Origin of the sequence: Gulosibacter hominis, assembly GCF_904842695.1 — a bacterium.
Classification (GTDB): domain Bacteria; phylum Actinomycetota; class Actinomycetes; order Actinomycetales; family Microbacteriaceae; genus Gulosibacter; species Gulosibacter hominis.
In genome coordinates, this window is record NZ_CAJGWQ010000007.1 from 44,712 (window position 1) to 69,387 (window position 24,676).

Below are 24,676 nucleotides of genomic sequence, written 5' to 3' on the forward strand. Positions count from 1 at the left end.
TTCGGGCGTTATTCGGCCCGGCGGCGCCGGCCGCGCAGCAGCAGGCCACCGGCGAGTGTGGCGGCGGCGAGCGTTAGCAAGCCAAGTGCGCCCTCGCTACCGGTGGTGGCGAGGCTATCGGCATCCTGCGTGGGAGCCTCACTGGCCGTCGGCTTGGTCGTCGGCTCGTTGGTGGGCTCGGCCGTCGGATCAGCCGTGGGCTCAGCGGTCGGGTCGGCGGTGGGTTCAGCCGTCGGTTCGTCGGTCGGGTCGGCGGTCGGTTCGTCGGTCGGCTCAGGAGTCGTCGTGTCGCAATCGTTCTCGCTCACCGGCTGACCGGCCGCATTGAAGTAGACGTGCTGCACACCGCCGGTCAGTTCGCGACGTTCAGTGCGAACCACGTTGTAGTCGTCATCGAGGATGGGGAACGAGGCGACCGGGGTCATGGTCAGCTGCGATTCGATGTCAGTGCAGCTGCCGGTGTACTTGTCGAACACCATGTCAAGGTGCCCGTAGTGCTTACCACCCGAAACCAGGTGCTGCACACCATTTTCGTTGGTCTGCCACACCTCGGGTTCGTCTCGCTGAGCCGACCACACCTCGTGCGTGTTGAAATTCTGCGGCTCGTAGCTGCCGTCTTCAAGTTGGATTTTTTTGTCAGCACGCAGGCCGTCTGAGGCGACCCCCACATCCCAGTGGTAGACGCCGATACCGTCGTTGTTTTCATCGACGTAGCTGGCCTGGAACATCTCGTCGTGGCCCGAAATTACCGCGGCCACGCCGTATCTCTCGATGAGCGGCTGGAGGTGACGGGTGGGAACACCCGGCTGGTCATCCGGGAACTCATTGCCCATCGGGGTGCCGTGCACACCGTTCGAGTAGGCAACGTGGTGCCACTGCACGACAATGATCTGGCCCTTTTCGCGCGCATCCTGTAGCTGAGCTTCGAACCACTTGTACTGCTCAGAACCAGGCATGAAGCTCGGCTGGTCGGGCTGCTGGTTTTCAACAGGCTCATCGATCCAGTCGTTGTCCTGGGCCACGTGGAAGTCACGCTGGTATTCCTCGAGCGTGAACACCCCCTGCGTGTCGGTGCCGTACTGCTCGGGGGTGAGGTTTTCGTCGGTGCGGGCCGAGCGCTGCTGGGGGTCTTCCTGTGCCTGGTCTTTGGTCGAGTCGGGCTGACCGTTGGTGACGTCAAGCGAGATGAAGGTTACCTTGCCCTGGTCGATGCGGTGGTAGGCGTCCATCGCGCTCGGGTTATCGGAACCGAAGGTGTCGAAGTAGTGGTTGTAATACATCCGCGAGCGCACGATCGAGCTGCGGTCTTCGGGCTTTCCGTAGCCGTACACTTCGTGGTTTCCGAGCGAGGTAAATACGGGGATGCTGTCGAGCAGGTGACCGCGATCGCCAGCAAAATTACGGAAATAGTCATCCCAGTGGGTTTGGCTCGACCCCTGCTCAACGAGATCACCGGGCATGAGCAGCAGATCAGGCTGACGTTCGGCAATGATCTGGTTGTTGTAGTACTGACCGTCGTCTTCGGTGAGCATATAGTTCACGGCATACTGACCGTTGCGCTCGCCGCCACCGAAGCGGGTGTCATAGGCTGAGCCCTGGCCGGGTCGCGCCTCCGATTCGGCACCCAGCTCGCGGGTCTGCTCCCACTCTCGGTATCGCACGCGACCGCGGGGCTCGGTCTCCGAGTCGCTCATGGCGACGACGTAGAACCGCTCATCCAATTCACTTCCGGTTACTGGCGCGGTTGAGAAGGTGGCGTCGTGGCGGTAGCCGTCGAGGATCACCGAGTAGCTGTAGTTGGCGTTCGGCTGCAGCTCGGTGATCGTTTGGCTGTACTTGAACGAACCGTTGGCACGAATCCAGCTGCCCTTCGACGCCGAACGCACGATGCTGCCATCGCCGCCCTTGTGGGTGTAGTCGCCCTGGTTCAGCTCATAGTCCTGGTACTGGGTGACCGGGTTGTGCTTACCGCTGACGGTGAAGCTCTTACCGCCCTCGGGGAGTCCGGGGCCGGTGACGATGAGGGTCGCGTCATTGCCCTGTTCGCTGAACCAGTTAATGGTCATCTGGTCAGCGGCTGGCTTCTGCAGATAGGGAAGCACACGGAAGCCGGGACGCGGGTCGACCGGGACGGTCTTCTTGTCAACCACGTTGGGTAGCTCATTCACCGATGCCAGCGCGGGTGAATCGAACGAGCTGCGCTCATCGGCGGCGAAGGCTGGCGTGGCTACGGTGACGCCAAATGCCATGCAGGTGGCGGCGATCAACGTTGTCGTTCGCTGAGTGACTTGGGGAAAACGTGGCACGGAGCGCTCCTCACTGTGTTGTGGCCAGGCTGTGTTGTGGTCGAAGTTGTGCCGCCGAACGACACAATCGCAGCCAGACTAGGCAGCTGTATTGGCCCAACTGGCCGGGGAACGCGAGTTTTCGCCGAGCATTAGCGCTTCGGTCACCCGGCGCTTACCGGGCCGACACTTAGCAGCTCGGTTAGTGCCTGCCGGCCGCAGATCGGTCGTATGGTTAAGGCCATGACCGATGATGACGATCTCACTCCGCTGCCGGATGATTTCGTCGTGCCCGACGACGCATCCGCACTCGCTCACGACCGCGCAGCGCACCGCATTTCGGGGCTGCCCGAGTTTGATCCCATCGTGGTGCGCTCAATTTTTGCGGCAATATCGGGCTTTGTCTGCACCTTTGCCATGTATGCGGGCATCATGTCGCTCAATGCCGGATGCGCCACCGAGGCCGAGTGCAATGAGCGCACCATGTCGCTGACGTCGACACTGATCGTGATTGTTACCCCGGTGTTGGCGGCCGTGGTGATCATTTTGGCCACCCGGCCGCGGATTCCCCGTCGCGCCCGCATCACCATCGCCACCGTCGGCATCGTGCTGCCGGTCATCCTGGCGGTGGTTTATTACCTGGCGCTCTAGCGGCTCGCCCGTGCGGTCGGGATGTACCGACTGCCTTCGATAGCAAAAGGCAGGCCGCCGAGATTTGCCGACTGCCCGCCTCATCCACGTCTCGTTAGTTGTTTTTCGCGAGCTGTGCGTCGATGGTGATGGTGATCACATCACCGAGGGTCAGCCCGCCGGCCTCGGTGGCGGCATTCCAGGTCACGCCGAAGTCTTGGCGGTTGATTTTGGTGGTGGCCTCAAAGCCCACCTTGGTGTTGCCGTAGCCGTCGACGGTGGCACCGCCGAACTCGGCCTCGAGGGTTACCGGCTTGGTGACACCGCGCAGGGTGAGGTCACCGTTGATGGTGAGGTCGCCGCCGTCAACGGCCACGCCCGTCGATTTGAAGGTCATCTCAGGAAACTCTTCAACGTTAAAAAAGTCGCTGGTGCGCAGGTGCTCGTCACGCTGTGCCTGATTGGTGTTGATTGAGGCGACATCGATCGTTGCGGATGCGGTGCTGTCTTCGATCTGCTCGGCGATTTCGACGGTGCCGGCGAAAGTTTGGAAGTGGCCGCGCACCTTCGAGATGGCGAGGTGGCGCACCGAGAAGCTGATCTCGGTGTGGGTCGGGTCGATGGTGTACGTACCTGCGGTGAGGCCTTCAAATGCGGTCATGCGTTGCTCCAGTGCGAAATTTGCTTGTACCTACAACCTATTCGTATGCATGAGATTGCGCAAGGGGTAATTCGGCAAGGGGTAATTCAGGATGCGTTGCCGCAAGTTACGTAAAAGGTCTCGTCACCGTTCGCCCGGCTCGTGAATAATGGAGCGCATGTTTCGATTCGCGCGCCGCAACCGCCGCCGCGAGTCACACCGCACCAAAAAACGGCTGCACAAGACCACCGCTCCGACGCAATCAAAACCTGTAACAGCCACCAGCGAACCCCAAGTTCGCCACCTCGCCCGCCGCTTATCACCCCTGCTCCCCAATTGGTGGGGCCTCGTTGGCGGTCAAATTGCTTCGTGGATCGCGCTCGGCCCGAGCTTCCTGCCGCGACGCTGGTGGACCACGGCCGGCAGCGTCAGCCTTTCACAAATGTACGGCTACGCCATCGGCTCGGGTGCCCGAGCAGTGCGCAACGCCCTGCGCCGCAACCGCCACAGCACCCCCAGCCTGCGAAGCGCCACCGCCGAACGCATCACCCAAACCGCCATGCTCTCGGCCCTCGCCGCTGGCACCGGCGTGGCACTGGTGAACGCCAGCGAACGACAGCGCGAAATTGCGCGGCTCGTGCAACAAAAACCACAGAGCAACCTCGAACAGATCGCCGGCTTCGTGATCGGCACCACCAACACCGCATTGACGGTCGGTTTCGTGCGCTTCATGCAGGTGTCATCGGCACGCGCACACAACCTCATTCGCCGCATCGCACCAGCACTGGCGGCACCGCTATCGGGCTTTCTCGTGGTGTCGACACTCGTCTATGGCATCAGCCGCTACCTGATCCGCTCGCAGGTGTTCAGCCGCGTGCAGGCAGCCGCCGAACTAAAAAACCTCCTCCCGCTGCCCGGACGAACACCCCCCACCGAACCCGAACGTTCCGGATCGCGCGCATCCCTCGAAAGCTACGGCGGGCTGGGGCGGCACGGCCGCGCAATCGCCTCCGACGGCCCTCGCCGCGCCGATATTGCAGCGTTCTGGAGCGAGCCGGCGATGGAACCAGTGCGCGCCTACATCGGTCTCGCAGCCCGCCTGAGCATCCCCGCGGCCGCCAAGCGTGCCGTAAAAGAACTCGACCGGGCCGGCGGATTTGAACGCGACCATCTGGTGATTTTTGTCGGCACCGGAACCGGCTGGCTCAACGACTGGTCGATGGCGGCAATCGAATATCTCACTCGCGGCAATTGCGCGATGGTTTCGATGCAGTACACGGTGCTCACGAGTGCCCTGGCGCTGATCGCCGACCGGCGCTCACCGCAGCTGACCGCACAATCGCTCTATCGCGAAGTGCGCGCCCACCTCGACACGCTGCCACCCGAACGCCGGCCGAAACTCTATATGTCGGGCGAATCACTCGGCGCGTTCGGCGGCCTCTCAACGTTCGAAAACGCCACCGATATGGTCAACTCACTCACCGGCGCAGTGTGGGCGGGAACTCCCCAGTTCTCCCCCATCTGGCAGGAGCTCACCGAGGCACGCAACCCGGGCTCGCCCTATATCCGGCCCGATATCGGCAACGGTGCCCTCATCCGGTTTTCGAACCGCCCCGGTGACGTGACGCATAACGCATCCGGTGAACCCTATGCACCGTGGGGCGAGAGCCGAACCATTTTTTTGCAGCATCCGAGCGACCCGGTGGTGTGGTGGCATCCCTCGCTCATTTGGAAACAGCCGGTGTGGTTTGAAGAACCGCGCGGGCACGACGTCACCGACCGGATGCGCTGGTGGCCGTGGGTGTCGTTCTGGCAGATCTCGGCCGATATGCCGCTTTCGCTCGCCACCCCCGGCGGGCACGCCCATCGCTATTTTGAAGAATATGTCACGGCCTGGTCGCAGGTGCTCGGCGTGGATGCACCCGTCGCACAGCTCGAACGCGCCATCCGGCCGTTCATCAAACCCCACTAGTACGCCGCACTGACTACAGTGATGTAGGAGATTTTCATATGCAACACAAAAAGAGAATACGACTAGCGGTAATGCTCACCGCTGCGATACTCGGCGCAATCAGCCTTGCTTTGTACTTGATTAATTCGATAGGAATCGAGATACACAGATGTCCAAATTATGCACCCGAAGGCATCCACGAAAACCTAGACATCAAAAGCGAGCTTTCATTATTTCCACTCGGCGCCAACTGTAAATATTTTCAAATCACACCAAATGGTGACACGATTCTATTGAACGAGCGACTCAGCGACTTCAACCTAACTTTCCAGATCCTTCCGATGGCACTTGGCGTGCTGTCCTTCTTCTTTCTTGCACTGAATACAAACGAAACCACGAATCACGCCCACCATGACGGCAATTAGCGCAACCCCACCCGCCTCTAGCCGCCGGGGTACTCATCACGGGCCCGATCGTCTCAACCGGACCTACCCCATCCACATATACCGGTGCAACATTGCACTATCTGGAATTTGATAAGCATGTATCACCACAGCAACTTCGCGCAATCACACCTCAACTCACGAACACCAACTTAACACTCGTGGGGTACCGATACGAGAACTCAGACATCGTTGGAGAGTTCTTTATCAACCATGGAGATACATCCGAAGGATTCTCGCAACGATTTAGGGAGAAGTTTGGAACTGACCCTGAGATATCAGCCGCAATCTACCAAGTAGAAAACAACGCACCCATTCCAATCGCCGAACCACTTTCGCTCAGCGGTGAACGGCGCTTAGTCGCGCTTGATCCCGGGTGTGCCGTCCGGGTTCGCCAGCAGCAGCTCGTTCGCGGCAGCCGCACGCTGTGCCTCGGCCACCTCGTGCATAAACCGCAGCACATTTTCATCCGCAAAAATATCGTTCGGCTGCAGCGGGCGCGTCAGATATAGCCCGTCAAGCGATCGGATGCGAGAAAGCGCCACATAGGTTTGCCCCGGCGAAAACGCGCGGGCACCCAAATCAACCACAGCCCGGTCATAGGTCTTCCCCTGCGACTTGTGAATCGTCACCGCCCACGCCAACCGCAGCGGGAACTGGTGAAACTCGCCAATCACATCCCGTGACAGCTCATTCGTGCCCGGATCGTAGCTGTACTTCAGCTTCTCCCACACAATCGGCTCGACCTCGTGCTCCTCACCGTCAACCTCAACATAAACGGTGCGCTTAATACGCGAAACCGTGCCCACCGAACCATTCACCCAGCGCTGATCCGGATCGTTGCGCAAAAACATCACCTGCGCGCCCTCCTTGATTTCAAGCCGCTCATCGGCAGGAAACGCGCGCCCGGTGAACTCACCCACAATCTCGGCCTCGGCGGTCATCGACTGGCCTGGCAGCCGCGCCAACTCACGCGCATTAATACGGCTCACCGTCGCATTACGCGAGGCAAGCGTGATGATGCCATCCTGCGGAGCCTGCCTCGCACCCACCTCGTTGAGCCGCTGCGCCATCGGCGCCGTCACCCGCGCATACCGCACCGCCGTCAGCAGCTGACGAAACTCCTCGTCATGCTGCCGGTGAATTTCTCGCAGGGTGTGGATGCGCATCTCGGCTTCCCGCCACACATGCGCATCAAAAAACCACATCGAACGATAGTTTTTTTCAACCCAGGCGCGCTCCTGCGGATCCGACGGCGGCACCGGTGCCAGCTGGAACGGATCACCGAACATCACCACCTGCACCCCGCCGAAAGGCTCGGCGCGACGCTGACGAGCCTGCCGCAGCGACCGGTCGATTGCATCCAGCAGGTCGGCAGACACCATCGAAATCTCATCGATCACGAGCGTGTCAATTTTTTGCAGCAGCTTGCGCACCTCGCGCGGCTGCTCAATCGGCTGATTACCGATCACCCCGATCGGCAACTTAAACAGCGAGTGGATCGTCTGCCCACCAACATTCAACGCCGCAACCCCGGTGGGCGCACAAATAACCAGCTGCTTCTGCGTGTGCCACGAAAGATGATTGAGCAGCGTCGACTTACCCGTGCCGGCCCGGCCAGTCACAAACAGATGCTCGGTGGTGTTCTCAATCGCGTCGAACACGCCCTGCTGTTCAGGGGTGAGCTGAACCGTCATTCCGACTGTGCCTCACGGTCGGCAAGCGCCTGCAACTGGGCGTTATAGGCAGCCAGCTCGGCATCCTCATCGCGCGCGGCACGACGGTCGTAGGTGCGGGCCCGCTTGGTGTCGATACGCGCCCACTGCACCCCAACGAGCACCGCAAGCATCACCGTCGGGAACTCACCAAGACCCCAGGCGATAGCGCCACCGATCTGCTGATCCTCAAGCGCCGTCGCCGGGCCCCAGGTGCGGCCGGTCACACCAAACCAGTCGGCAACCAGCAGGTTCGTGTCGACCATCACGGCAAGACCAAAGAACGCGTGGAAGGTCATCACGAGCACCAGCGAAATCAACCGCATCGCGTGCGGAGCGCGGGTGCGGCTCGGGTCATCACCAATGAGCGACTCCACAAACAGGTAACCGACGATGAGGAAGTGCGCGACCATCCACATGTGGCCGACGTGGTCGGTGACCGCCCAGCGAAAAAGCGGCGTGTAGTAAAAAGTGAGCAGCGCCACCGCGAAGTTCACGCCCGCCACAATCGGATGCGAAAAAAAGGCCGCGTATTTCGAGTGCACGAGCAGCAGCATCCACTCGCGCATCCCCATCGAACCATCCGAACGCGGCTTTACCGCGCGCAGCAGCAGCGTCATCGGGGCGCCAAGCACGAGGAAGATCGGGATGATCATCGACAGGATCATGTGCTCGGTCATGTGGAACGAAAACTGGAAGCGGCCGTAAACAAACAGCGCACCGTTCACGTTATAAAGCAGGATGAGACCGCCAATAAACACTGAAACCGTGCGCCACAGCGGCCAATCATCGCCGCGCTTGCGCAACCGGCGAACGCCCAGCACATAGTAGATGAGCCCCATCACCACGAGCGTGGTCCACACCGGCTCGAGATTCCACACGGTGAACAGCTTCGAAAACTCAAACTCTGGCGGCATCCGGTCGCCGCTGAGCAGCTGAGCGGGTGTGGGCGCATCCAGCTGGTCAGCGGTCAGCTGCGGCTGCGGGGATGCGGTGCGTCCCAGTGCCGCGGCCACACCGGCCACCGCACCCATCACGAGCATCTCGGCCGCGATCAGCCAGGCGAGCGGGCGCCTGCTGGTGTTGCCCTCGGCAAGATTCGCGCGCATCCGGTCAATGAATCGCCGCCGCTGAGCGGCACCAAAAATCCCCAGGATGACCAGCAGCGCGGTCTTGATCAAAATGAGCGTGCCGTATCCGGTGGTGAACAGGCGCGAAAGATCACCGACGTTAATGAACGTGGCGACCACACCGCTTGTGGCGGTCACAATAAACGCCACCAGGGCCAGCGATGAATAGCGTTCGAGCAGCGGCAGGCGACGCGGCGCGGGCGCGAGTGCCGCCACGACACCGACCGCCACAAGCCCGCCCAGCCACACGGCCGCACCGGTGTAGTGCAGCGTGATGCCGCCCACCGCGGTGATGTGATTCGAGGCGCCGGCAGCGTGGCCCTGGGCGGCCAGCGGCCACAAGCACAGCAGCGCGTAGAGCGTGCTCAGGCAGGTGCCCCAGCGGCTGCGGGTGGCGAACACCGCGATGCTCAAAATCAGCACCATGATGGTGTTGAGCAGCCACTGCTGGCCCGCTTCAAGCCCGCGCATGAAATACCACAGGCCGGCGCCGAAGTCGGCCGAAGTCGAGAACGGAACCCCCGAAATCGACAGGTATGACATCACCGCCGCAAACATCGTCGCGAGTGTCCAGCCGGCCGCACCGCCCTGTGCGAGCTGCATCGCCCGCTCATGCTCGGGTTCGGATCGGCTGGCACAGTACATCGCCACCACCAAACCGCCGATGGTGAGCGAAGCGGTGAGGTTATAAAGCAGCCGCGCAAACGGCAGGCCCCAGCGAACCACCGGGCCCGGATCGCCCACCTGAAGCGGGTCTGCGGCGCCGCCGATGAGCAGACCGATGACGGTGGCAAAAGCAGCCACCGCGACCAGCGCCGCCGGGCCCCATACGATGAGATCCCGGGTGAGCGGCGACCACCCTGCCTGGCTGACGCGATTCAGCGTCGCCTCATCGAGGCCCGATCCTTTGCGCTGAACGCGCGTGCGCCCCAGGCGCTCATCCGCTACTGACATGGTGCTACCAGCCTAGTCGCCCCGCGCATTCCCGGCAGGCGACCGTCCACATGCGCTCATCGAGAGGTTGGCGCGCATCCTTGGCGCTGGGCCATTCACATGCGCAGCCGCCGGCGCACCGCGCGTCGTCAACCGCCTCCCTGACGCCAGGCCGATCACATGCGAAGCGGCCGATAATCGACAGGTTGGCCGCGCATCCCTGACACACGCCCATTCACATTCGCAACCGCCCCCCTCAGCAACAAAACCACCCACGCATCCCTCGCACCAGCCCGTTCACATTCGCAACCGCCCCCCTCACCAACAAAACGACCCACGCATCCCCGGCACCCGATTTCGATGCCGGAAGTGCCGCTATTTATGGCCGATTTCGACGGTTTTCGGGCGATTTACCCGGGAGATTGCCGAAAATCGTGACGAAATTCATCCAAAACCCGCTAAAACACAGGCAACTCACCTGAACGGTGCTAGTTTGGCGACGTTGCGCTGCACAGATGAAGTGCCGGGCACGACCTAACCTAACCCGGATTGCGACCGCATCCGTGGACGCAGAATTCCCAGGAGGACCCCATGGCAGAGAAGAAGCCAACCGTTAACAAGACCGACCTCGTCGCAGCGATCGCCGCTGAGACCGGCCAGAGCCAGGCCACCGTGAACGGTGTGCTCGACGCGCTTTTCCAGCAGTTCGCCAAGCACGCTGCTGAGGGCACCAAGGTCACCATCCCCGGCTGGCTTTCGGTTGAGCAGACCCAGCGTGCCGCTCGCGTGGGCCGCAACCCGCGCACCAAGGAAGAGATCCAGATCCCCGCTTCGAAGGGCGTCAAGATCTCGGCTGGTTCGAAGCTCAAGAACGCTGTGAAGTAGTTTTTACTGCTAACCGCGTGGGCCGCTCCGTTTGGGGCGGCCTTCGCCGTTTTCCGGGCGCGCGTGCGCTTGAGCTTCGAGTGCGCGATCCGCCGCCGCTGCGGTGCGCTCACGCCGCTCTTACCACTCTCCCCGCTATCACGGCGCCACGCCCTCCCCGCTATCACGGCGCCACGCCCTCCCTCATTTGTGCGGGTTCGCGTCATTTGTATGTGGCAGAACACACACACTTGACGCGGAGACACACAAATCCAGCAGAAACGACAGGCGAAGTGGGCGCGGCGGCGCAGCGGCCACCGCAATCGGGGTACTCATCAGCGCACCGCTCGCGTACACCGCAAACACCGGAAGCCACCGCTATAGCGGTGTACCCCAGCGTTTTCGGTGGCTTTCACGGCGCACCACGGGTGCGCAGACGCGGGCGGGACGCGACGCGGCGGCGCAGCGCGGCGGCGCGCAGCGTGGCGCGGCAGTGAGCACAGCGCGATGCCGCACACCAGCAGCATCGCCACTCACAAGTCTCGCCACTCCCACCGCTCTGACTGCTCTGTCAGCTGACCACTCTCTCCGCCGTCTGTGTGGGTTCGCGTCATTTGTACGTGGCAGAGCACACACACTTGACGCGGAGACACACAGATCCCGCAGAAACGGCGGGCGAAGCCCGGCGCAGCCCGGTGGGCGCGGCGGCACAGCACGGGGGCGTGACGTGCACCCCGCGCATCGCTCGCGTACACCGCAAACACCGGAAGCCACCGCTATAGCGGTGTACCCGAGCGTTTTCGGTGTACCTGGGCGGGCGGCGCGGCGCGGCGCAGCGGAAACGCGACGAGCCGCATCCCCAAGAGAAAAGGATGCGGCTCGTGCGTGAGTTAAAAAGCGGTGCTTACCAGCTCGACTTGCGGATGCCGGGCAGCTCGCCACGGTGCGCCATCTCGCGGAAACGGACACGCGAGATGCCGTACTCCGAGAGCACACCGCGGGGACGACCGTCGATGGCGTCGCGGCTGCGCACGCGCACCGGCGAAGCGTCGCGGGGCAGCTTCTGCAGTGCCACGCGGGCCTCCTCGCGCGACTCGTCGGTGCCGTTCGGGTCGATGAGCTGCTTCTTCAGCTGCGCGCGACGCTCGGCGTAGCGGGCAACGATTTCTTTGCGCTGCTCGTTCTTTGCAATCTTGCTCTTCTTCGCCATGATCTATCGCTCCTCGCGGAATTCAACGTGCTTGCGGATCACCGGGTCGTACTTCTTCAGCACGAGGCGGTCGGGGGTGTTCCGACGGTTCTTCTTCGTGACGTAGGTGTAGCCGGTACCCGCGGTCGAGCGGAGCTTGATGATGGGACGGACGTCCTGTGACTTCTTCGCCATTAGAGCTTCACACCCTTCTTGATCAGGTCGGCAACCACCGCGTCGATGCCGCGGGCGTCGATGACCTTGATGCCACGGGCCGAGAGCGTGAGGGTCACCTTACGCTTCAGCGACGGCACGTAGTACGTCTTCTTCTGGATATTCGGGTCGAACCGACGCTTGGTGCGACGGTGCGAGTGGGATACGTTGTGACCGAAACCGGGGGTGGTTCCCGTCACCATGCACACTGCTGCCATGGTTTCTCCTTCAGTACCGCGACGCCGGGAAGCGTCGCCCAAGATCTCTTGTCTGCAGCAAGCGCCGCCAGTCGGCAACTCGCCACGGTCTCACCCGAGGGGAACCCAAGTGAGCCAGCTGACAACTATACCCGAGCGCGCGCATCCACACAATGACGAATCCGACCCAAAACAAGCCCCCCCAAACCGGCAGCCGCGCCCGGAAGCCAACGCATCCGCTGCGAGCATCCAAACCCCAGCAATAGCCCAGCAAGCAGGCAACCGCGCCGTTTAGCATCTTGCCCGTGAATATCAGCTGCTTTGAGCTGTTTCAGATCGGTCTGGGACCTTCAAGCTCACACACTGTCGGCCCAATGCGGGCCGCGCGCGCATTTGTGCAAACCCTGGTCAACGACGACCGGTTCGCCAGCCTCGCCACAATCCGCATCGACCTGTTCGGTTCGCTCGCAGCCACGGGCAAGGGTCACGGCACCCTCGAGGCGGTGCTGCTGGGACTGGAAGGATACGACCCCTCCGCAACACTCCCCGACCAGGCTGATGCGGCTCGCGAGCGCCAGCACAGCACCGGCATCGTGCGCGTTGCCGAACAGCTCGGGCAAATATCGGTGCCCATCAAACTTGGCGTCGACGATATTGTGCTGCGTCCGCTCACCATCCTGCCCCGGCACACCAATGGGATGCGGTTAGCTGCGGTGGGTGCCGACGGCACCGAACTGCTCACGCAGACCTGGTACTCGATCGGCGGCGGTGCGGTCGAACTCGAGGGCCAGGATGCCGCAGCTGACGCTGCCGTCGCCGTCCCGCATCCGTTCACTTCTGGCGCGGAGCTGCTGCAAGCCTGTGATGAAACAGGCATGTCGGTTGCCGAGCTGATGCTGGCGAACGAGTGCGCATCCCGACCCGAATCCGAGGTGCGGGCGCGCCTGAGCGAGCTGTGGGAGGTGATGGAGGCGTGCAAAGACTCGGCGATCCGCCGCAGCGGAGCGCTTCCGGGTGGCCTGCAGGTGCGTCGCCGCTCACCGGCATGGCACACGCGCCTGCGCCAGCTTGATCCCCACCGCGAAGAACGGTTCTGGCAGGAGTGGACGAATCTCGTGGCACTCGCAGTCAATGAAGAAAACGCTTCGGGCGGGCGCATCGTGACCGCCCCAACCAACGGCGCCGCCGGAATTATTCCGGCCGTACTGTTCTATGCCACCCACTATTTGCCCGGTGCAAAACATTGGGATGCGACCGAAAAGCAGGCCGTGATCGCCGACTTTTTGCTCGCGGCGGCCGCAATCGGTGGGCTCATTAAACGCCACGCATCCATTTCGGGTGCCGAAGTCGGCTGCCAGGGCGAGGTGGGATCGGCCTCGGCCATGGCCGCCGCCGGTCTCGCGCAGGTGCTCGGCGGCACTCCCCCGCAGGTTGAAAACGCTGCCGAAATCGCAATGGAGCACCACCTCGGGCTCACCTGCGACCCGATTGCCGGGCTCGTGCAAATTCCCTGTATTGAACGCAATGCGATTGCGGCATCCACCGCGGTGAATGCGGCAAAAATGGCGATGATGGGTGATGGCTCACACTTTGTGTCACTGGATGATGTGATCGTCACGATGCGCGAAACTGGCCGCGATATGAGTGCAAAATACAAGGAGACCGCGCTCGGCGGGCTCGCGGTTAACGTCGTCGAATGCTAGTTCGCGGCGCGGCCGACGCGCGGCCGACTACCGCACCGTGCGCCGGCTGTCGTCAACACGCCTGGTGAGACCTCGACGGTCGAGCAGCTCGAGAAGTGGCACCGCCACGCGCCGGCTGGTGTCGAGCCGCTGCCGCGCCTCGCTGACGGTGAACGGCTGCGGCAGTTCGCGCAGTATTGCTGCCGCCCGCGCCGGCGCATCCGGTAGCAGCACGATCCCCTCGGCGATGCGCAGCAAACGTCCCGCACGCTCAGCCGCCGCGAGTTCTCGACGTCCAAGTTTGAGCGCTGCGAGAGTGTCGGCATCCGGTGCCACAAACGGTGCCGTGCGCAGCTGGGTTTCAAGTTTTGCCACCGCCGCCTCGATGGGTCCGAGTGTGGCGGCGCGCTGTGCGGCGCAGATCCTTCCGTCACGCACCTCGAGTTTTGCCAGCCGTACCACCGCGCCCAGCAGTTCCGCATCCGGAACCGCCAGCGCATCCACCGCCGCATCCCGGGTTATACCCACGCTGAGCGGGTCGGCCGCCGCGTCATCGGCAACGAGCTTTCGCAGCTTCCGCGCCCAGCTCAGCAGCGCATCCTTGGTGGCAAGCCACGCACCAATGCGCACGAGCTCATTGGGCAGTTCATCTGGCACCTCGATGCCAAACTGTCCGACCGTCGCCGCCGGCATCGCACCGCGACGCGCCACCTCGTGCACGATCGACCCGGTGTCGGCCATACCCGCAAGTTCGACCTCGCGGCGACGGCCGGCACCGCGCCGACGCAGCTGCGGCGGGTCAACATCCAGCACAAGCGCGCCGCCAATTCCCACGGCCGCGCCCGGTGCGCGCAGCACGAGCCGGTCACCAATCTGCAACGGCAATTCGACAGCAAAATGTAGCCGCGCATGTTCGGCACCGAACTCACGCACGGTCGCCGCAATCGCCGCGGTGCCGAGGTGGGCGATCACCTCGCGCGGGAGTTCATCGAACGCTGGCCCACTGACGCGTCGCACATCCACCGAGTCGCTCGCCCACCAGCGCTGCGGGGTGACGAGCGCCTGCCCGCGGGCCGCCACCCCGGAAGGGACTCCCCGGAGGTTCACTGCCACTCGGCTGACCCCGGTAACTCGAGTCTCGTCGTGTTTGCCGCGCTGCAGGCCGCGCACCTGCACCGCCACCGGGTCGGCGTCCCCGCGCCACAGCTCAAGCTGTTGATCAATTTCGAGGGCGCCCTCCGCGAGCGTGCCGGTGACCACGGTGCCCGCCCCAGAAATAGTAAATGCCCGGTCAAGCCACATTCTTATCGGGGCGGATGCATCCGGTTCAGGTAGTTGCGCCAGTGTCGCATCGAGTGCCTCGCGCAGCTCGTGTAGCCCGCTGCCATCCAGCGCGCACACCGGCACGATCGGCGCATCCGCGAGCGCGGTTGCCGCAAGCTGTTGCCGCACCTGCGCGGTGGTGGTGTCGAGCTGTGTGTCGTCGGCAAGGTCGGTGCGGGTGAGTGCCACCACGCCGTGCCGGATGCCGAGCGCCACCGCCGCGGCCAGGTGGTCGGTCGACTGTGGCTGCCACCCCTGGTCGGCGGCGACCACGAAAAGCACGACCGGTGCGGGGCCGAGCCCGGCGAGCATATTGCCGATAAATCGCTCGTGACCGGGCACATCCACGAATGCCACCGAGCGGCCCGAGTCGAGCTCAAACCAGGCAAAACCGAGGTCGATTGTGAGTCCGCGGCGGCGTTCTTCGGCCAGCCGGTCGGGTTCGATGCCGGTGAGTGCCCTCACCAGGGTCGATTTGCCGTGGTCAACATGCCCGCTGGTGGCGACCACAAAACGCCCGGTCACCGCAGTGCTCGCAGTGCGCCGATAATCGCGTCGGCCAGCTCGGCGTCACGGTCGACGGGGATGCACCGCAGGTCAATTAGGCAGGCACCATCGTGACTGCGCGGCAGCACCGCCGGGGTTCCGGTGCGCAGCAGTGTGGCGGCGGCCTCGGGAAGCGCGAGCGCCCATCCGGGAAGCGGCACCCCAACCCCGCCACCGCCGCCAACGCGACCGTCGTGCGGGACGATGGCGATTTCGGTATCGGTTGCGGCTGTCACGCGGCTGGCGAGCTGCTCGGTGCGCTGCCGCAGCCCGTCTGCATCCGCGCCCAGTGCCTCGCGCACCGGTGAGGTTCCGGCAGCGACGGTTGCTTCAACGGCCGCCAGTGTGAGTTTGTCGGCGCGCACCGCGCGAGCGATCGGATGCCGGCCAATGCGGCCAATGAGTTCACGCTTGCCAAGAATGATCCCGGCCTGCGGTCCGCCGAGCAGCTTGTCACCGCTCGCGATCACCAAATCGGCACCGTCGCCCAGTGCGGTTGTGGCATCGGGTTCGTTGGGTAGCCGCGGCTCGGGCGCCAACAACCCAGAACCAATATCAGCGATCAGCGGCACGCCCCGTTCGCGGCACAGTTCGGCAAGGGTCGAGGTTTCAACCGAACTGGTGAACCCGGCAACGTAATAGTTGCTCGGATGAATTTTCAGCACGCATCCGGTTTCAGTAGTGACAGCCTCGTCATAGTCGGCCAGATGGGTGCGGTTGGTGGTGCCAATTTCACGGATGCGCGCGCCGGTTGCGGCGATCAGGTCGCTGATGCGGAATCCGGCTCCGATCTCGATAAATTCGCCGCGGCTGAGCACGATTTCTTTTCCACCGACACCTTTTTCGTCGGTGGCGGCGGTGCCCGCGAGCGCGGTGGTGGCGAGCATCAGCGCGGCGGCGGCGTTGTTGACGATGAGCGCATCCTCGGCTGCGGGGCAGGCGGCAAGGAGCGCCGCCCGCGCGCCCACGCCGCGCCGCGAGCGGGTGCCGGTGGCGAGGTCGAGTTCAAGATCGCAGTATCCGGCGGCTTCAACAATGGCGGTGGTGGCGGCGACCGAAAGCGGTGCGCGGCCGATGTTTGTGTGCACGATCACCCCGGTGGTGTTGAGCACCGGCCGCAGCGAGGCCGGGCGCGTGGAGGCGATCGATGCAACGACCTCTTCCGCAACCTGCTCGGGCGTAATCTCACCGCGACGGGCGCGCTGCTGGGTGGCGTGAATCACCCCGCGCAGCACCTGTTCGCCCAGGCCGGCTGCGGCGGCACGCACCTCGGGCAGCGCGAGCAGCGTGTCGGTGCGCGGGATGCGGCGGCGCGGGTCGTCGGGGGATGTCATGTCACCTGCTTTGTTGCTGCCGGGGCGGCTTTCGGGCGAGTTGTGATGCGCGGCGGCATCACAGTGGCGGAAGCGGACGGGAATCGAACCCGCCAGACCGAGCTACTCGGCCTCACCGATTTTGAAGACCGGGGGGCCCACCAGGGCACCAGACGCCTCCAGTGAGCGACAACTTACCAGCAAAGAACTTTCACGACGCGGTTGCGGCTGTGGGTAGGCTGGCCGCATGGAACCGACTGCACAGTTCAATGACGAATCCGCACTGCGACTCACCACCACGGCCAGCGGCGGCGGCTGCGCCTGCAAAATCCCGCCGGGCGAGCTCGAAAACGTGGTGAGTGAACTCGCCGGTCAAGACTATGACAGTGTGATCGTCGGGCTCGATGACGGTGACGACGCGGCCGCTGTTCGCATCCAGGATGGGCTGGCGGTCCTGAGCACGGCCGACTTTTTTACGCCCGTGGTCGACAGCGCCTACGATTGGGGCCGCATCGCCGCCACCAACGCGCTTTCGGATATTTATGCGATGGGGGGCACCCCGACTGTCGCGATCAACCTCGTGGGCTGGCCGCGTGCATCCCTGCCCATGGAACTCATGCGCGAGGTGCTGCGCGGCGGGCTCGATGTGGCCAAGCAGGTGTCGTGTCCGGTGATCGGTGGCCACTCGATTGATGCGCCCGAGCCGGTGTACGGCATGGCGGTTACCGGCACCGCGCATCCCGACAAGCTGCTGCGCAATGACGCTGCCGAGCCGGGGCTGCCGATCACGCTTACGAAGCCGATCGGTGTGGGCATCCTCAACAACCGGCACAAGTCGACCGGCGAGGTGTTCCCCGAGGCGATCGAAGTGATGACCACGCTGAACGCCGAGGCATCGCGTAAGGCGCTCGAGTCGGGGGCAAAGGCGGCCACCGATGTCACCGGATTTGGGCTGCTCGGTCACCTGTTCAAGATGTGCCGCGCCTCGGGTGTGGATGCGGTGATCGACCGCTCGGCGGTGCCGTCGCTGGAGGCTGCGCGTCGCTCAATTGCTGAGGGATTCATTTCTGGCGGTTCGCGGCGGAATCTCGACTGGGTGCGCCCGCACCTTGATATCGCGGCGACGGTGACCGAGAACGACTTGATTTTGCTGGCGGATGCGCAGACCTCGGGCGGCCTACTCGTGATCGGCGAGGTGCCCGGGTACCCGGTGATCGGCGAGACCGTGGCCGGAACCGGTCGCGTGCACATCCGCTAGCGCGAGCGCGGGTGCGCGCGGTGCCGCAGTGCGCGGGTGCGCGCGGCGCCGCGGGTGTTCGTCGTTGTGCGCCGGTGGGCGCGCAACGACCGGGCGCGCATCCCCCGGATTTGTGTGGGTTCGCGTCAAATGTGGGTGTTCTGCCACATACAAATAACGCGAACCCACACAAAACCCTGGAAAGGCGGGATGCAAGCGTCAAGCGCGGGAGCGCTGCGCGCGAAGCGAGCGCGGCACGGTGCGGGATGCGCGAAGCGAGCGCGGCACGGTGCGGGAAGCGCGGCAACCTCTGCGCGCATCCCCCGGATTTGTGTGGGTTTGCGTCAAATGTGGGTGTTCTGCCACATACAAATAACGCGAACCCACACAGAACCCGGAAATGGGGGCCGGGAATGGCGGGGAGCGGGCGACGCGGGCGGGCGCGGCGACGCGAAGCGACGGCGGGGATGCGGCGCGAGCGCGGGGCGCGGCTCGCGCGGCGCCGAAGCGCGGCCGCGCCGCTAGCCGGCGGTGGTGATGGAGTCGTCGACGATGCCCGCGGCGCGACGGGCCGCGAGCCGCGCTTTTTGCGGCTCGACCACGTGCCGCGGGTCGTGCGTCGACTCGATCCCGGCCTCGAGCACACCGAAACGGGTGAGCGCTGAGGCGCCGGCGAGCGCCAGCCCCGAAACGACCCCGAAAACACGATGCACGCGCGCCAGCAGCGCGCCAACCCCACCGGCGATCGCGAGCACTTCGGCGGCCTTGAGCATTTTGCCCGGCTGCCCGGTTTCGAGCGGTTCGCGCTCGGCCGGATGCATATTCTCTTTCATCACGTGCATGGCGGCCACATCGCCGATCACGCCCGCCACGGCGAGTTTCTGCGCCGGGCCGATCTCGGCCGTGGGGGTGGTCACCATCGCCACACCGGATGCGGCCAACGACGCCGAGCTGGCGAACAGATACGGCAGTTCGCGCCGGCCAGCGTTCCACACCGGGTTGGCGGTGTCAGCAATGAGCACCGCGGTGTAGGTGGCAAGTGGCGCGGCCATCGCTGCCGCACCGACCCCGGCCACCGGGGCCGTCACGTCGACCAGGCGCCGCGCAAACTTGGGTAGCGGCAGCCGACGGCCCGTTGCCCGGTCGACCTCTGAAATCGCAGGGATGGCGGCGAGGCTCGCAAATCCGGCGAGAATCCAAGACCCGACACTCATCGGCGAGGTGATTTTGAAGGTGCGCATCATGTTGATGAAGCGCTCGGGGCGGCCGAGGTCTTTGATGAGCGCCAGCGCACCAACACCGATGGCGGCCAGCGCAGTGATGCGCGTGTTGCGCCGCAGTCGCGGCCGCTTTGTCGCCTGCGCCCCCAGCGCGAGCAGCGACGAACCACCGGCCACACCGCCGAGGAAGAAGTAAATGCCGATTTCATGTTTCCACGGCGGCGCCTTCACAATCGGGCGGCCGTAATACGACGAAAACTCGACATCGTCGACCATCGCCATCTCGCGCGAACCGTCACCGCCACCGGCCGGGCGGCGACGCGGCTGGTCACCGTCGCGGCGACGCCGACGACGCGGCGGCTCGGGCGGGCGGTATCCGTCAAATACTGAGGTGCTCATTCGTTTCCGGCCTCGCTCGTCTACTTCCGCCCACCGAGAAATGCGAGCGCAACCGCGCCGAGCATCCCGGCAGCAGCCACCACCGCGTGCTTAAACATCTGCGGCAAATCTTTCGTGGGAACCCGCGGGTCGGGCGGCAGCCCATAGGTTTCGGGTTCGTCGAGCAGCAAAAACACCGAACCGGTACCGCCCACACCGTCGAGCTCATTCGCACCGTACAGCCGAGCCTCGGTGAGTCCCTGCTCGTGCAGCTGCTTCACACGAGCTTTCGCCTGCGCCACCATCTCGGCTCGATCACCGAATTTGATCGAGGTGGTGGGGCAGGTTTTTGCGCAGGCGGGCTGTTCGCCAACTACGAGCCGGTCGTAGCAGAGCGTGCACTTATTGGCGGTGCCGCGGTTGGGTATCTCCTGCTCGAAGTCGTTGACGTGATCGTCGCGCTGCGCCTTGGTTTGCACTGTGCCATCGTCGCGACGTTCAATCACGCCAAACGGGCAGCCGGCGACGCAGGTTCCGCAGCCATTGCACACATCGGCCTGCACCACTACGGTGCCGAACTCGGTGCGATAGAGCGCACCGGTGGGGCACACATCCAGGCAGCCGGCGTAGGTGCAGTGCTTACACACATCCGATGACATCAACCAGCGGAACTCCGGGGTGTCGGGCATGGTCGTGTCGGTGTCGGATGCGTACTGTTTCGCAACCGCCGCGGCCGGCCCCTCGGGCGGCCGCACGGTCGGCATACCGAGGTTCACCAGCTGGCGGCCCGATTCGCGGGCCTGCTCGATGCGCTCGCCGTCCTGTTCGATGAAGGCGACGTGCCGCCAGGTGTTGGCACCGAGTGACCCGGTGTTGTCGTATGACGAGCCGAGCAGCTCGAAGTCGCCATCCTGCGGGTTTTGGTTCCACTCTTTACAGGCGACCTCGCAGGCCTTACAGCCGATGCAGATTGAGGTGTCGGTGAAAAACCCTTTGCGCTCGTGCGTGTGCTGCCAGTTCACCGCCGCGGCTGGGTCGGCGGCATCGGCACTGGGGTTACCGGCATAGACCCTGCCGAGATCGTTCACGCGGCCGAGGTTGATTGCGCCGCGGCGTTCCGGGGTCATGGTCATCGTCATGCCTCCTTAGCGTCGCTGCCGGATGCCAGGATACCCGCGCGCTCACGGTATTCGTTGACCAAGCGCTCACGGTCTTCACCCTGCGGGCGGCGGCCGGGGCGAATATCGCAGGCACCGGTTTTCGCATCCTGGATGTACACGTTCGGGTCGAGCGTCAGGCCGAGGAGGTCGTTGACCGAGTCGCCGGTGACGATCGCGTCGCCGCCGACACCCCAGTGGTAGGGCAGACCGATCTGATGCACGGTGGTGCCGTTGGCCACGACGGGGCGCACACGTTCGGTAACCAGCACGCGCACTTCGATAGCGGCACGCGGCGAGACGATTGTGGCCCAGCCACCGTTTTCGAGACCGCGCAGTTCGGCGAGCTCGGGCGAAATCTCGGCGAACATTTCTGGTTGCAGCTCGGATAGGAACGGCAACCAGCGGCTCATACCGCCGGCGGTGTGATGCTCGGTGAGTCGATAGGTGGTGAACGCGAACGGATACACCTCGGCACCGGGCGTGCCGGCGACCGGTTTGAGCAGGTTGTCGCTGCGGCTGAACTCGACCTGCGTCGGCGGGTTTTGCACCGAGTACACCGAGTTACCCACCGGCGATTCGTGCGCTTCGTAGTGCGCCGGCAGCGGCCCGTCGATCACGCCCTGCGGCGCGAACAGCCACGCCTTACCGTCGGGTTGCATGATGAACGCATCCGTACCCGCGAGCGATGCCGGGCCCGCCGGATCACCCTCGGGGCTTGCATCCGGGGCGCGGTCGGCCGGGAAGTCGGGCACATCGGGGCCGACCCACTTGCCGGTGTCGGCATCCCACCACACAAGTTTTTTGCGTTCGCTCCAGGGCTTGCCGTCGGCGTCGGCGGATGCGCGGTTGTAGAGGATGCGGCGGTTCGCCGGCCACACCCACGCCCAGTTCGACTGCATCTCGTTTTGTTCGTCGCGCTTGGGGCGGCGGCGCGACTGGTTGATGTTGTCGGCAAACACGCCCGCGTAAATCCAGCAGCCACCAACAGTGGAGCCGTCGGCGCGCAGCTCGTTAAAGCCCTTCACGAGCCCCTGTTCATTGGGGCCCTCGGCGAGCCGGTAACCGTTGATTTCGCGCAGCACAGCTTCGGCGTCGGGTTCGCCGTGCTCGTCTACCGGGTAGTCCCAGGTGAGGTCGAGTAGCGGCCGGTCACGCGGGTCAGTGCTGTCGGCCAGGCGTTCACGGATGCGCTTTCCGAGCTCGTAGAAAAACTCGAGTTCGCTCTGTGCCTCACCCGGCGGGGTGACGGCCTGTTCACGCCATTGCAACATGCGCTGCGTCTGCGTAAACGTGCCGGATTTTTCCATGTGGTTAGCGGCAGGCAGGAAGAACACTTCGGTTTCGATGTCTTCGGTGCGCAGCTCACCCGATTCGATCTCGGGGCCGTCCTTCCACCAGGTGGCCGATTCGATCATCGAGTAGTCGCGCACAACTAGCCACTTCAGGTGGCTCATGCCGAGCCGCTGCATCCGACCATTTGCCGAACCAACCGCTGGGTTTTGGCCGAGGATGAAGTAGCCGTCGACCTCGTCGCGCAGCATCCGCATCACGGTCTGGTAGGTGCCGTGGGCGCCGTTGAGCCGTGGTAAATAGTCGTAGGCGAAGTCGTTTTCAGGTGTGGCTGCATCGCCCCACCATGCCTTCAGCATGCTGATGGTGTAGGCATCGGCGTTTGCCCAGAAGCTCTTCTGGTTCTTGGGTCCGACCGCGTTGAGATAGTCGTCGAGGGTGTCGTGCACGCCGGCGCTGGGCATCGGTAGGTATCCCGGCAGCAGGTTGAACAGCGTGGGGATGTCGGTAGATCCCTGAATCGAGGCATGGCCGCGCAGCGCCATGATGCCCGATCCGGGTCGACCGATGTTGCCCATGAGTAGCTGCAGGATGGTGGCGGTGCGGATGTATTGGGCACCCTGGGCGTGCTGGGTCCAGCCAACGGCGTAGGCGAAGCAGGTGGTGCGGTCGCGGCCCGAGTTTTGCACGATCGAGTCGGCCAGGTACTGGAAGTCGGCGCGCGAAATACCGCACACTTCTTCTACCATTTCGGGCGTGTAGCGCGCGTAGTGGCGTTTGAGAATCTGGAAAACGCTGCGGGGATGCTGCATCGTCGGGTCGGTCTGGCAGGTTTCACCAGCCGCGACCGTCCTATCCGAGCCATCGGGTGCGGCGTACTGCCAGGTTGACCTGTCGTAGCTGCCGGTTTCGGGATCGAAGCCCGAGAACAGCCCGTCGAGGTCTTCTGGGCCTTCGTATCCTTCGCTCACCACCGAGGTGGCGTTGGTGAAGGCACGCACGTACTCGTCGAAGTAGAGCTCGTTCGTGATGACGTGGTTGATGAGCGCGCCCAGCAGCACGATGTCGCTTCCCACGCGGATGCGAATGTGCTTGTCGGCATTCGCGGTCGTGCGGGTGAATCGCGGATCAACGTGAATGATGCGGGCACCGCGCAGTTTGGCTTCGATCACCCATTGGAACCCAACGGGGTGACATTCGGCCATGTTGGAACCCTGAATGACGATGCAATCGGCATTTGCCATGTCTTGCAACGACTGGGTCGCACCACCGCGCCCGAACGAGGCTCCCAGACCGGGAACCGTGGCGGAGTGTCATATGCGGGCTTGGTTTTCGATCTGAATCGCGCCGGCTGCGGTGAACAGCTTTTTGATCAGATAGTTTTCTTCGTTGTCGAGCGTGGCGCCACCGAGGGATGCGATACCCATAGTGCGGCGCAGCGGGCGGCCGTCTTCGTCACGGTCTTCCCACCAGTTGGCGCGCGCTTCAAGGAAACGGTCGACGATCATGTCGATGGCTTTTTCGCGATCGATGCGCTGCCAATCGCGTGCCCGGGGCGCACGGTAAAGCACTTCGGTGACGCGGTTCGGGCTGTTGCCGAGCTGCTCGCTGGCCGAACCCTTGGGGCACAGGCGCCCGCGCGAAATTGGTGAGTCGGGGTCGCCCTCGACCTGAATCACCTTGTTGTCTTTGGTGTAGACAAGCTGACCGCATCCGACAGCACAGTAGGGGCAGACACTGCGTGCCACACTATCGGCGGTGGCGATACGCGGCTCGGTGGATTCGGTGCGAGCCGAAGTCACGGCAGGCCCGCGACCGGTGGTATCACCGGTACGTAGCTGGCGCAGAACTGGCCAGCCAAGAAAGCTCTTGCGTGACATGTCAGTAGTCTAGGCGAGTTTTTGCCGTCGTTACTTTTTTTCAGAAGTTTTTGTGCAATTGCCACACAGCCCGAACACTTCGAGCACGTGGGTGGGTTCGCTATAGCCGTGCTCGGCTGCCACCTGCCTGGCCCACGATTCAATTTCGTTGTCTTCGATCTGTTCGGCGGCTCCGCAGCGCCGGCAAACGATGTGGTGGTGGTGCCCGTCATCGTCACAGAACCGGTAGAGTTCTGCATCCTCATGACGGATGCTGTCGGCAAGCCCATCGGCGACGAGCGTACCGAGTGCCCGGTACACGGTTGCCAGGCCGATTCGCTGCCCGCTCTCTTCCAGCAACCGGTGCAGTTCTTGCGCCGTTACAAAACCGCCCTCAGCCTCGAGCCGCTCACGCACAGCCTCGCGCTGCCAGGTGCGGCGGCGCTGGGGTGCCCGGGATACGTCACTGTTCATGGCC

18 protein-coding genes, 1 tRNA gene and 1 pseudogene are annotated in these 24,676 nt (G+C 63.8%); 6 read left to right on the forward strand and 14 right to left on the reverse strand.

What is annotated here, in order from left to right; genetic code table 11:
* Positions 1 to 8: 8 nt before the first annotated feature.
* Positions 9 to 2,306: a metallophosphoesterase gene (locus JMV54_RS06115; protein WP_201518041.1), complete on the reverse strand. Its 2,298-nt coding sequence runs from the start codon at positions 2,304 to 2,306 to the stop codon at positions 9 to 11.
* A 222-nt stretch (positions 2,307 to 2,528) separates the two neighbouring features.
* Here JMV54_RS06115 and JMV54_RS06120 point away from each other — a divergent pair, with 222 nt between their 5' ends.
* Entirely contained in the window at positions 2,529 to 2,936 is a 408-nt protein-coding gene (locus tag JMV54_RS06120) for a hypothetical protein (RefSeq protein WP_201518042.1), read from the forward strand.
* A gap of 94 nt (positions 2,937 to 3,030) precedes the next feature.
* Here JMV54_RS06120 and JMV54_RS06125 read toward each other — a convergent pair whose 3' ends face one another.
* On the reverse strand, positions 3,031 to 3,576 hold the full coding sequence (locus tag JMV54_RS06125) for a YceI family protein (RefSeq protein WP_201518043.1): 546 nt from the start codon (positions 3,574 to 3,576) through the stop codon (positions 3,031 to 3,033).
* A 157-nt stretch (positions 3,577 to 3,733) separates the two neighbouring features.
* Between JMV54_RS06125 and JMV54_RS06130 the strand changes: the two genes are divergently transcribed.
* Both JMV54_RS06130 and JMV54_RS06135 read left to right on the forward strand, forming a co-directional pair.
* On the forward strand, positions 3,734 to 5,527 hold the full coding sequence (locus tag JMV54_RS06130; RefSeq protein WP_201518044.1) for an alpha/beta-hydrolase family protein: 1,794 nt from the start codon (positions 3,734 to 3,736) through the stop codon (positions 5,525 to 5,527).
* A gap of 38 nt (positions 5,528 to 5,565) precedes the next feature.
* Positions 5,566 to 5,931 (forward strand): hypothetical protein, encoded by a 366-nt coding sequence (locus JMV54_RS06135; protein WP_201518045.1) that lies wholly within the window; start codon positions 5,566 to 5,568, stop codon positions 5,929 to 5,931.
* A 374-nt stretch (positions 5,932 to 6,305) separates the two neighbouring features.
* On the opposite strand, the gene JMV54_RS06140 is transcribed toward JMV54_RS06135, so the two are convergent.
* Both JMV54_RS06140 and JMV54_RS06145 read right to left on the reverse strand, forming a co-directional pair.
* Entirely contained in the window at positions 6,306 to 7,646 is a 1,341-nt protein-coding gene (locus JMV54_RS06140) for an ATP-dependent DNA helicase (RefSeq protein ID WP_201518046.1), read from the reverse strand.
* Positions 7,643 to 9,748, reverse strand: coding sequence for a bifunctional copper resistance protein CopD/cytochrome c oxidase assembly protein (locus tag JMV54_RS06145; RefSeq protein WP_201518047.1), 2,106 nt, complete (start codon positions 9,746 to 9,748; stop codon positions 7,643 to 7,645). The genes JMV54_RS06140 and JMV54_RS06145 overlap by 4 nt, the downstream gene beginning before the upstream one ends.
* Before the next feature lie 570 nt (positions 9,749 to 10,318).
* On the opposite strand from JMV54_RS06145, the gene JMV54_RS06150 reads away from it, so the two are divergent.
* On the forward strand, positions 10,319 to 10,612 hold the full coding sequence (locus tag JMV54_RS06150; RefSeq protein ID WP_201518048.1) for an HU family DNA-binding protein: 294 nt from the start codon (positions 10,319 to 10,321) through the stop codon (positions 10,610 to 10,612).
* An 883-nt stretch (positions 10,613 to 11,495) separates the two neighbouring features.
* Here the strand turns inward: JMV54_RS06150 and rpsN are convergent.
* The 3 genes from rpsN to rpmB are packed head-to-tail and all read right to left on the reverse strand — an operon-like array spanning position 11,496 to position 12,211.
* A complete protein-coding gene (gene rpsN / locus JMV54_RS06155; protein WP_201518049.1) occupies positions 11,496 to 11,801 on the reverse strand; it encodes a 30S ribosomal protein S14 in 306 nt (101 codons plus the stop codon).
* Between the two features lie 3 nt (positions 11,802 to 11,804).
* Positions 11,805 to 11,975 carry a 50S ribosomal protein L33 gene (gene rpmG, locus JMV54_RS06160; protein WP_068483925.1) on the reverse strand — a complete coding sequence of 57 codons (171 nt, stop codon included), beginning with the start codon at positions 11,973 to 11,975 and terminating at the stop codon, positions 11,805 to 11,807.
* Entirely contained in the window at positions 11,975 to 12,211 is a 237-nt protein-coding gene (rpmB, locus tag JMV54_RS06165) for a 50S ribosomal protein L28 (protein ID WP_201518050.1), read from the reverse strand. Before rpmB ends, rpmG begins: the two co-directional genes overlap by 1 nt.
* Before the next feature lie 284 nt (positions 12,212 to 12,495).
* Here rpmB and JMV54_RS06170 point away from each other — a divergent pair, with 284 nt between their 5' ends.
* Positions 12,496 to 13,893, forward strand: a complete 1,398-nt coding sequence (locus JMV54_RS06170) for an L-serine ammonia-lyase (RefSeq protein WP_201518051.1) — start codon at positions 12,496 to 12,498, stop codon at positions 13,891 to 13,893.
* Positions 13,894 to 13,920: 27 nt separating this feature from the next.
* Here the strand turns inward: JMV54_RS06170 and selB are convergent, their stop codons facing one another.
* From selB to JMV54_RS06185, 3 genes are all read right to left on the reverse strand, one after another.
* Positions 13,921 to 15,720, reverse strand: a complete 1,800-nt coding sequence (selB, locus tag JMV54_RS06175) for a selenocysteine-specific translation elongation factor (protein WP_201518052.1) — start codon at positions 15,718 to 15,720, stop codon at positions 13,921 to 13,923.
* Entirely contained in the window at positions 15,717 to 17,075 is a 1,359-nt protein-coding gene (gene selA / locus JMV54_RS06180; protein WP_201518053.1) for an L-seryl-tRNA(Sec) selenium transferase, read from the reverse strand. Before selA ends, selB begins: the two co-directional genes overlap by 4 nt.
* 64 nt (positions 17,076 to 17,139) lie before the next feature.
* A tRNA-Sec gene (locus tag JMV54_RS06185) sits at positions 17,140 to 17,235 on the reverse strand.
* A 66-nt stretch (positions 17,236 to 17,301) separates the two neighbouring features.
* Between JMV54_RS06185 and selD the strand changes: the two genes are divergently transcribed.
* Entirely contained in the window at positions 17,302 to 18,312 is a 1,011-nt protein-coding gene (gene selD, locus JMV54_RS06190; protein WP_201518054.1) for a selenide, water dikinase SelD, read from the forward strand.
* A 500-nt stretch (positions 18,313 to 18,812) separates the two neighbouring features.
* Here selD and nrfD read toward each other — a convergent pair whose 3' ends face one another.
* From nrfD to JMV54_RS06215, 4 genes and pseudogenes are all read right to left on the reverse strand, one after another.
* Positions 18,813 to 19,910: an NrfD/PsrC family molybdoenzyme membrane anchor subunit gene (gene nrfD / locus JMV54_RS06195; protein ID WP_201518055.1), complete on the reverse strand. Its 1,098-nt coding sequence runs from the start codon at positions 19,908 to 19,910 to the stop codon at positions 18,813 to 18,815.
* A gap of 20 nt (positions 19,911 to 19,930) precedes the next feature.
* Positions 19,931 to 21,022 carry a 4Fe-4S dicluster domain-containing protein gene (locus tag JMV54_RS06200; RefSeq protein WP_230972838.1) on the reverse strand — a complete coding sequence of 364 codons (1,092 nt, stop codon included), beginning with the start codon at positions 21,020 to 21,022 and terminating at the stop codon, positions 19,931 to 19,933.
* Positions 20,946 to 24,219: pseudogene (fdh, locus tag JMV54_RS06205) on the reverse strand (formate dehydrogenase). Before fdh ends, JMV54_RS06200 begins: the two are co-directional and overlap by 77 nt.
* A 30-nt stretch (positions 24,220 to 24,249) precedes the next feature.
* On the reverse strand, positions 24,250 to 24,672 hold the full coding sequence (locus JMV54_RS06215) for a Fur family transcriptional regulator (RefSeq protein WP_201518057.1): 423 nt from the start codon (positions 24,670 to 24,672) through the stop codon (positions 24,250 to 24,252).
* Between the last annotated feature and the right edge of the window lie 4 nt (positions 24,673 to 24,676).

Bases quoted from the DNA above. Each gene is read 5' to 3' on its own strand.
- selA (WP_201518053.1), bottom strand. From the start codon at position 17,075: ATGACATCCCCCGACGACCCGCGCCGCCGCATCCCGCGCACCGACACG.
- JMV54_RS06150 (WP_201518048.1), top strand. From the start codon at position 10,319: ATGGCAGAGAAGAAGCCAACCGTTAACAAGACCGACCTCGTCGCAGCG.
- rpsN (WP_201518049.1), bottom strand. From the start codon at position 11,801: ATGGCGAAGAAGAGCAAGATTGCAAAGAACGAGCAGCGCAAAGAAATC.
- JMV54_RS06200 (WP_230972838.1), bottom strand. From the start codon at position 21,022: ATGACCATGACCCCGGAACGCCGCGGCGCAATCAACCTCGGCCGCGTG.
- rpmG (WP_068483925.1), bottom strand. From the start codon at position 11,975: ATGGCGAAGAAGTCACAGGACGTCCGTCCCATCATCAAGCTCCGCTCG.
- JMV54_RS06130 (WP_201518044.1), top strand. From the start codon at position 3,734: ATGTTTCGATTCGCGCGCCGCAACCGCCGCCGCGAGTCACACCGCACC.
- selD (WP_201518054.1), top strand. From the start codon at position 17,302: ATGGAACCGACTGCACAGTTCAATGACGAATCCGCACTGCGACTCACC.
- JMV54_RS06125 (WP_201518043.1), bottom strand. From the start codon at position 3,576: ATGACCGCATTTGAAGGCCTCACCGCAGGTACGTACACCATCGACCCG.
- JMV54_RS06140 (WP_201518046.1), bottom strand. From the start codon at position 7,646: ATGACGGTTCAGCTCACCCCTGAACAGCAGGGCGTGTTCGACGCGATT.
- JMV54_RS06120 (WP_201518042.1), top strand. From the start codon at position 2,529: ATGACCGATGATGACGATCTCACTCCGCTGCCGGATGATTTCGTCGTG.
- rpmB (WP_201518050.1), bottom strand. From the start codon at position 12,211: ATGGCAGCAGTGTGCATGGTGACGGGAACCACCCCCGGTTTCGGTCAC.
- JMV54_RS06215 (WP_201518057.1), bottom strand. From the start codon at position 24,672: ATGAACAGTGACGTATCCCGGGCACCCCAGCGCCGCCGCACCTGGCAG.
- JMV54_RS06145 (WP_201518047.1), bottom strand. From the start codon at position 9,748: ATGTCAGTAGCGGATGAGCGCCTGGGGCGCACGCGCGTTCAGCGCAAA.
- JMV54_RS06135 (WP_201518045.1), top strand. From the start codon at position 5,566: ATGCAACACAAAAAGAGAATACGACTAGCGGTAATGCTCACCGCTGCG.
- nrfD (WP_201518055.1), bottom strand. From the start codon at position 19,910: ATGAGCACCTCAGTATTTGACGGATACCGCCCGCCCGAGCCGCCGCGT.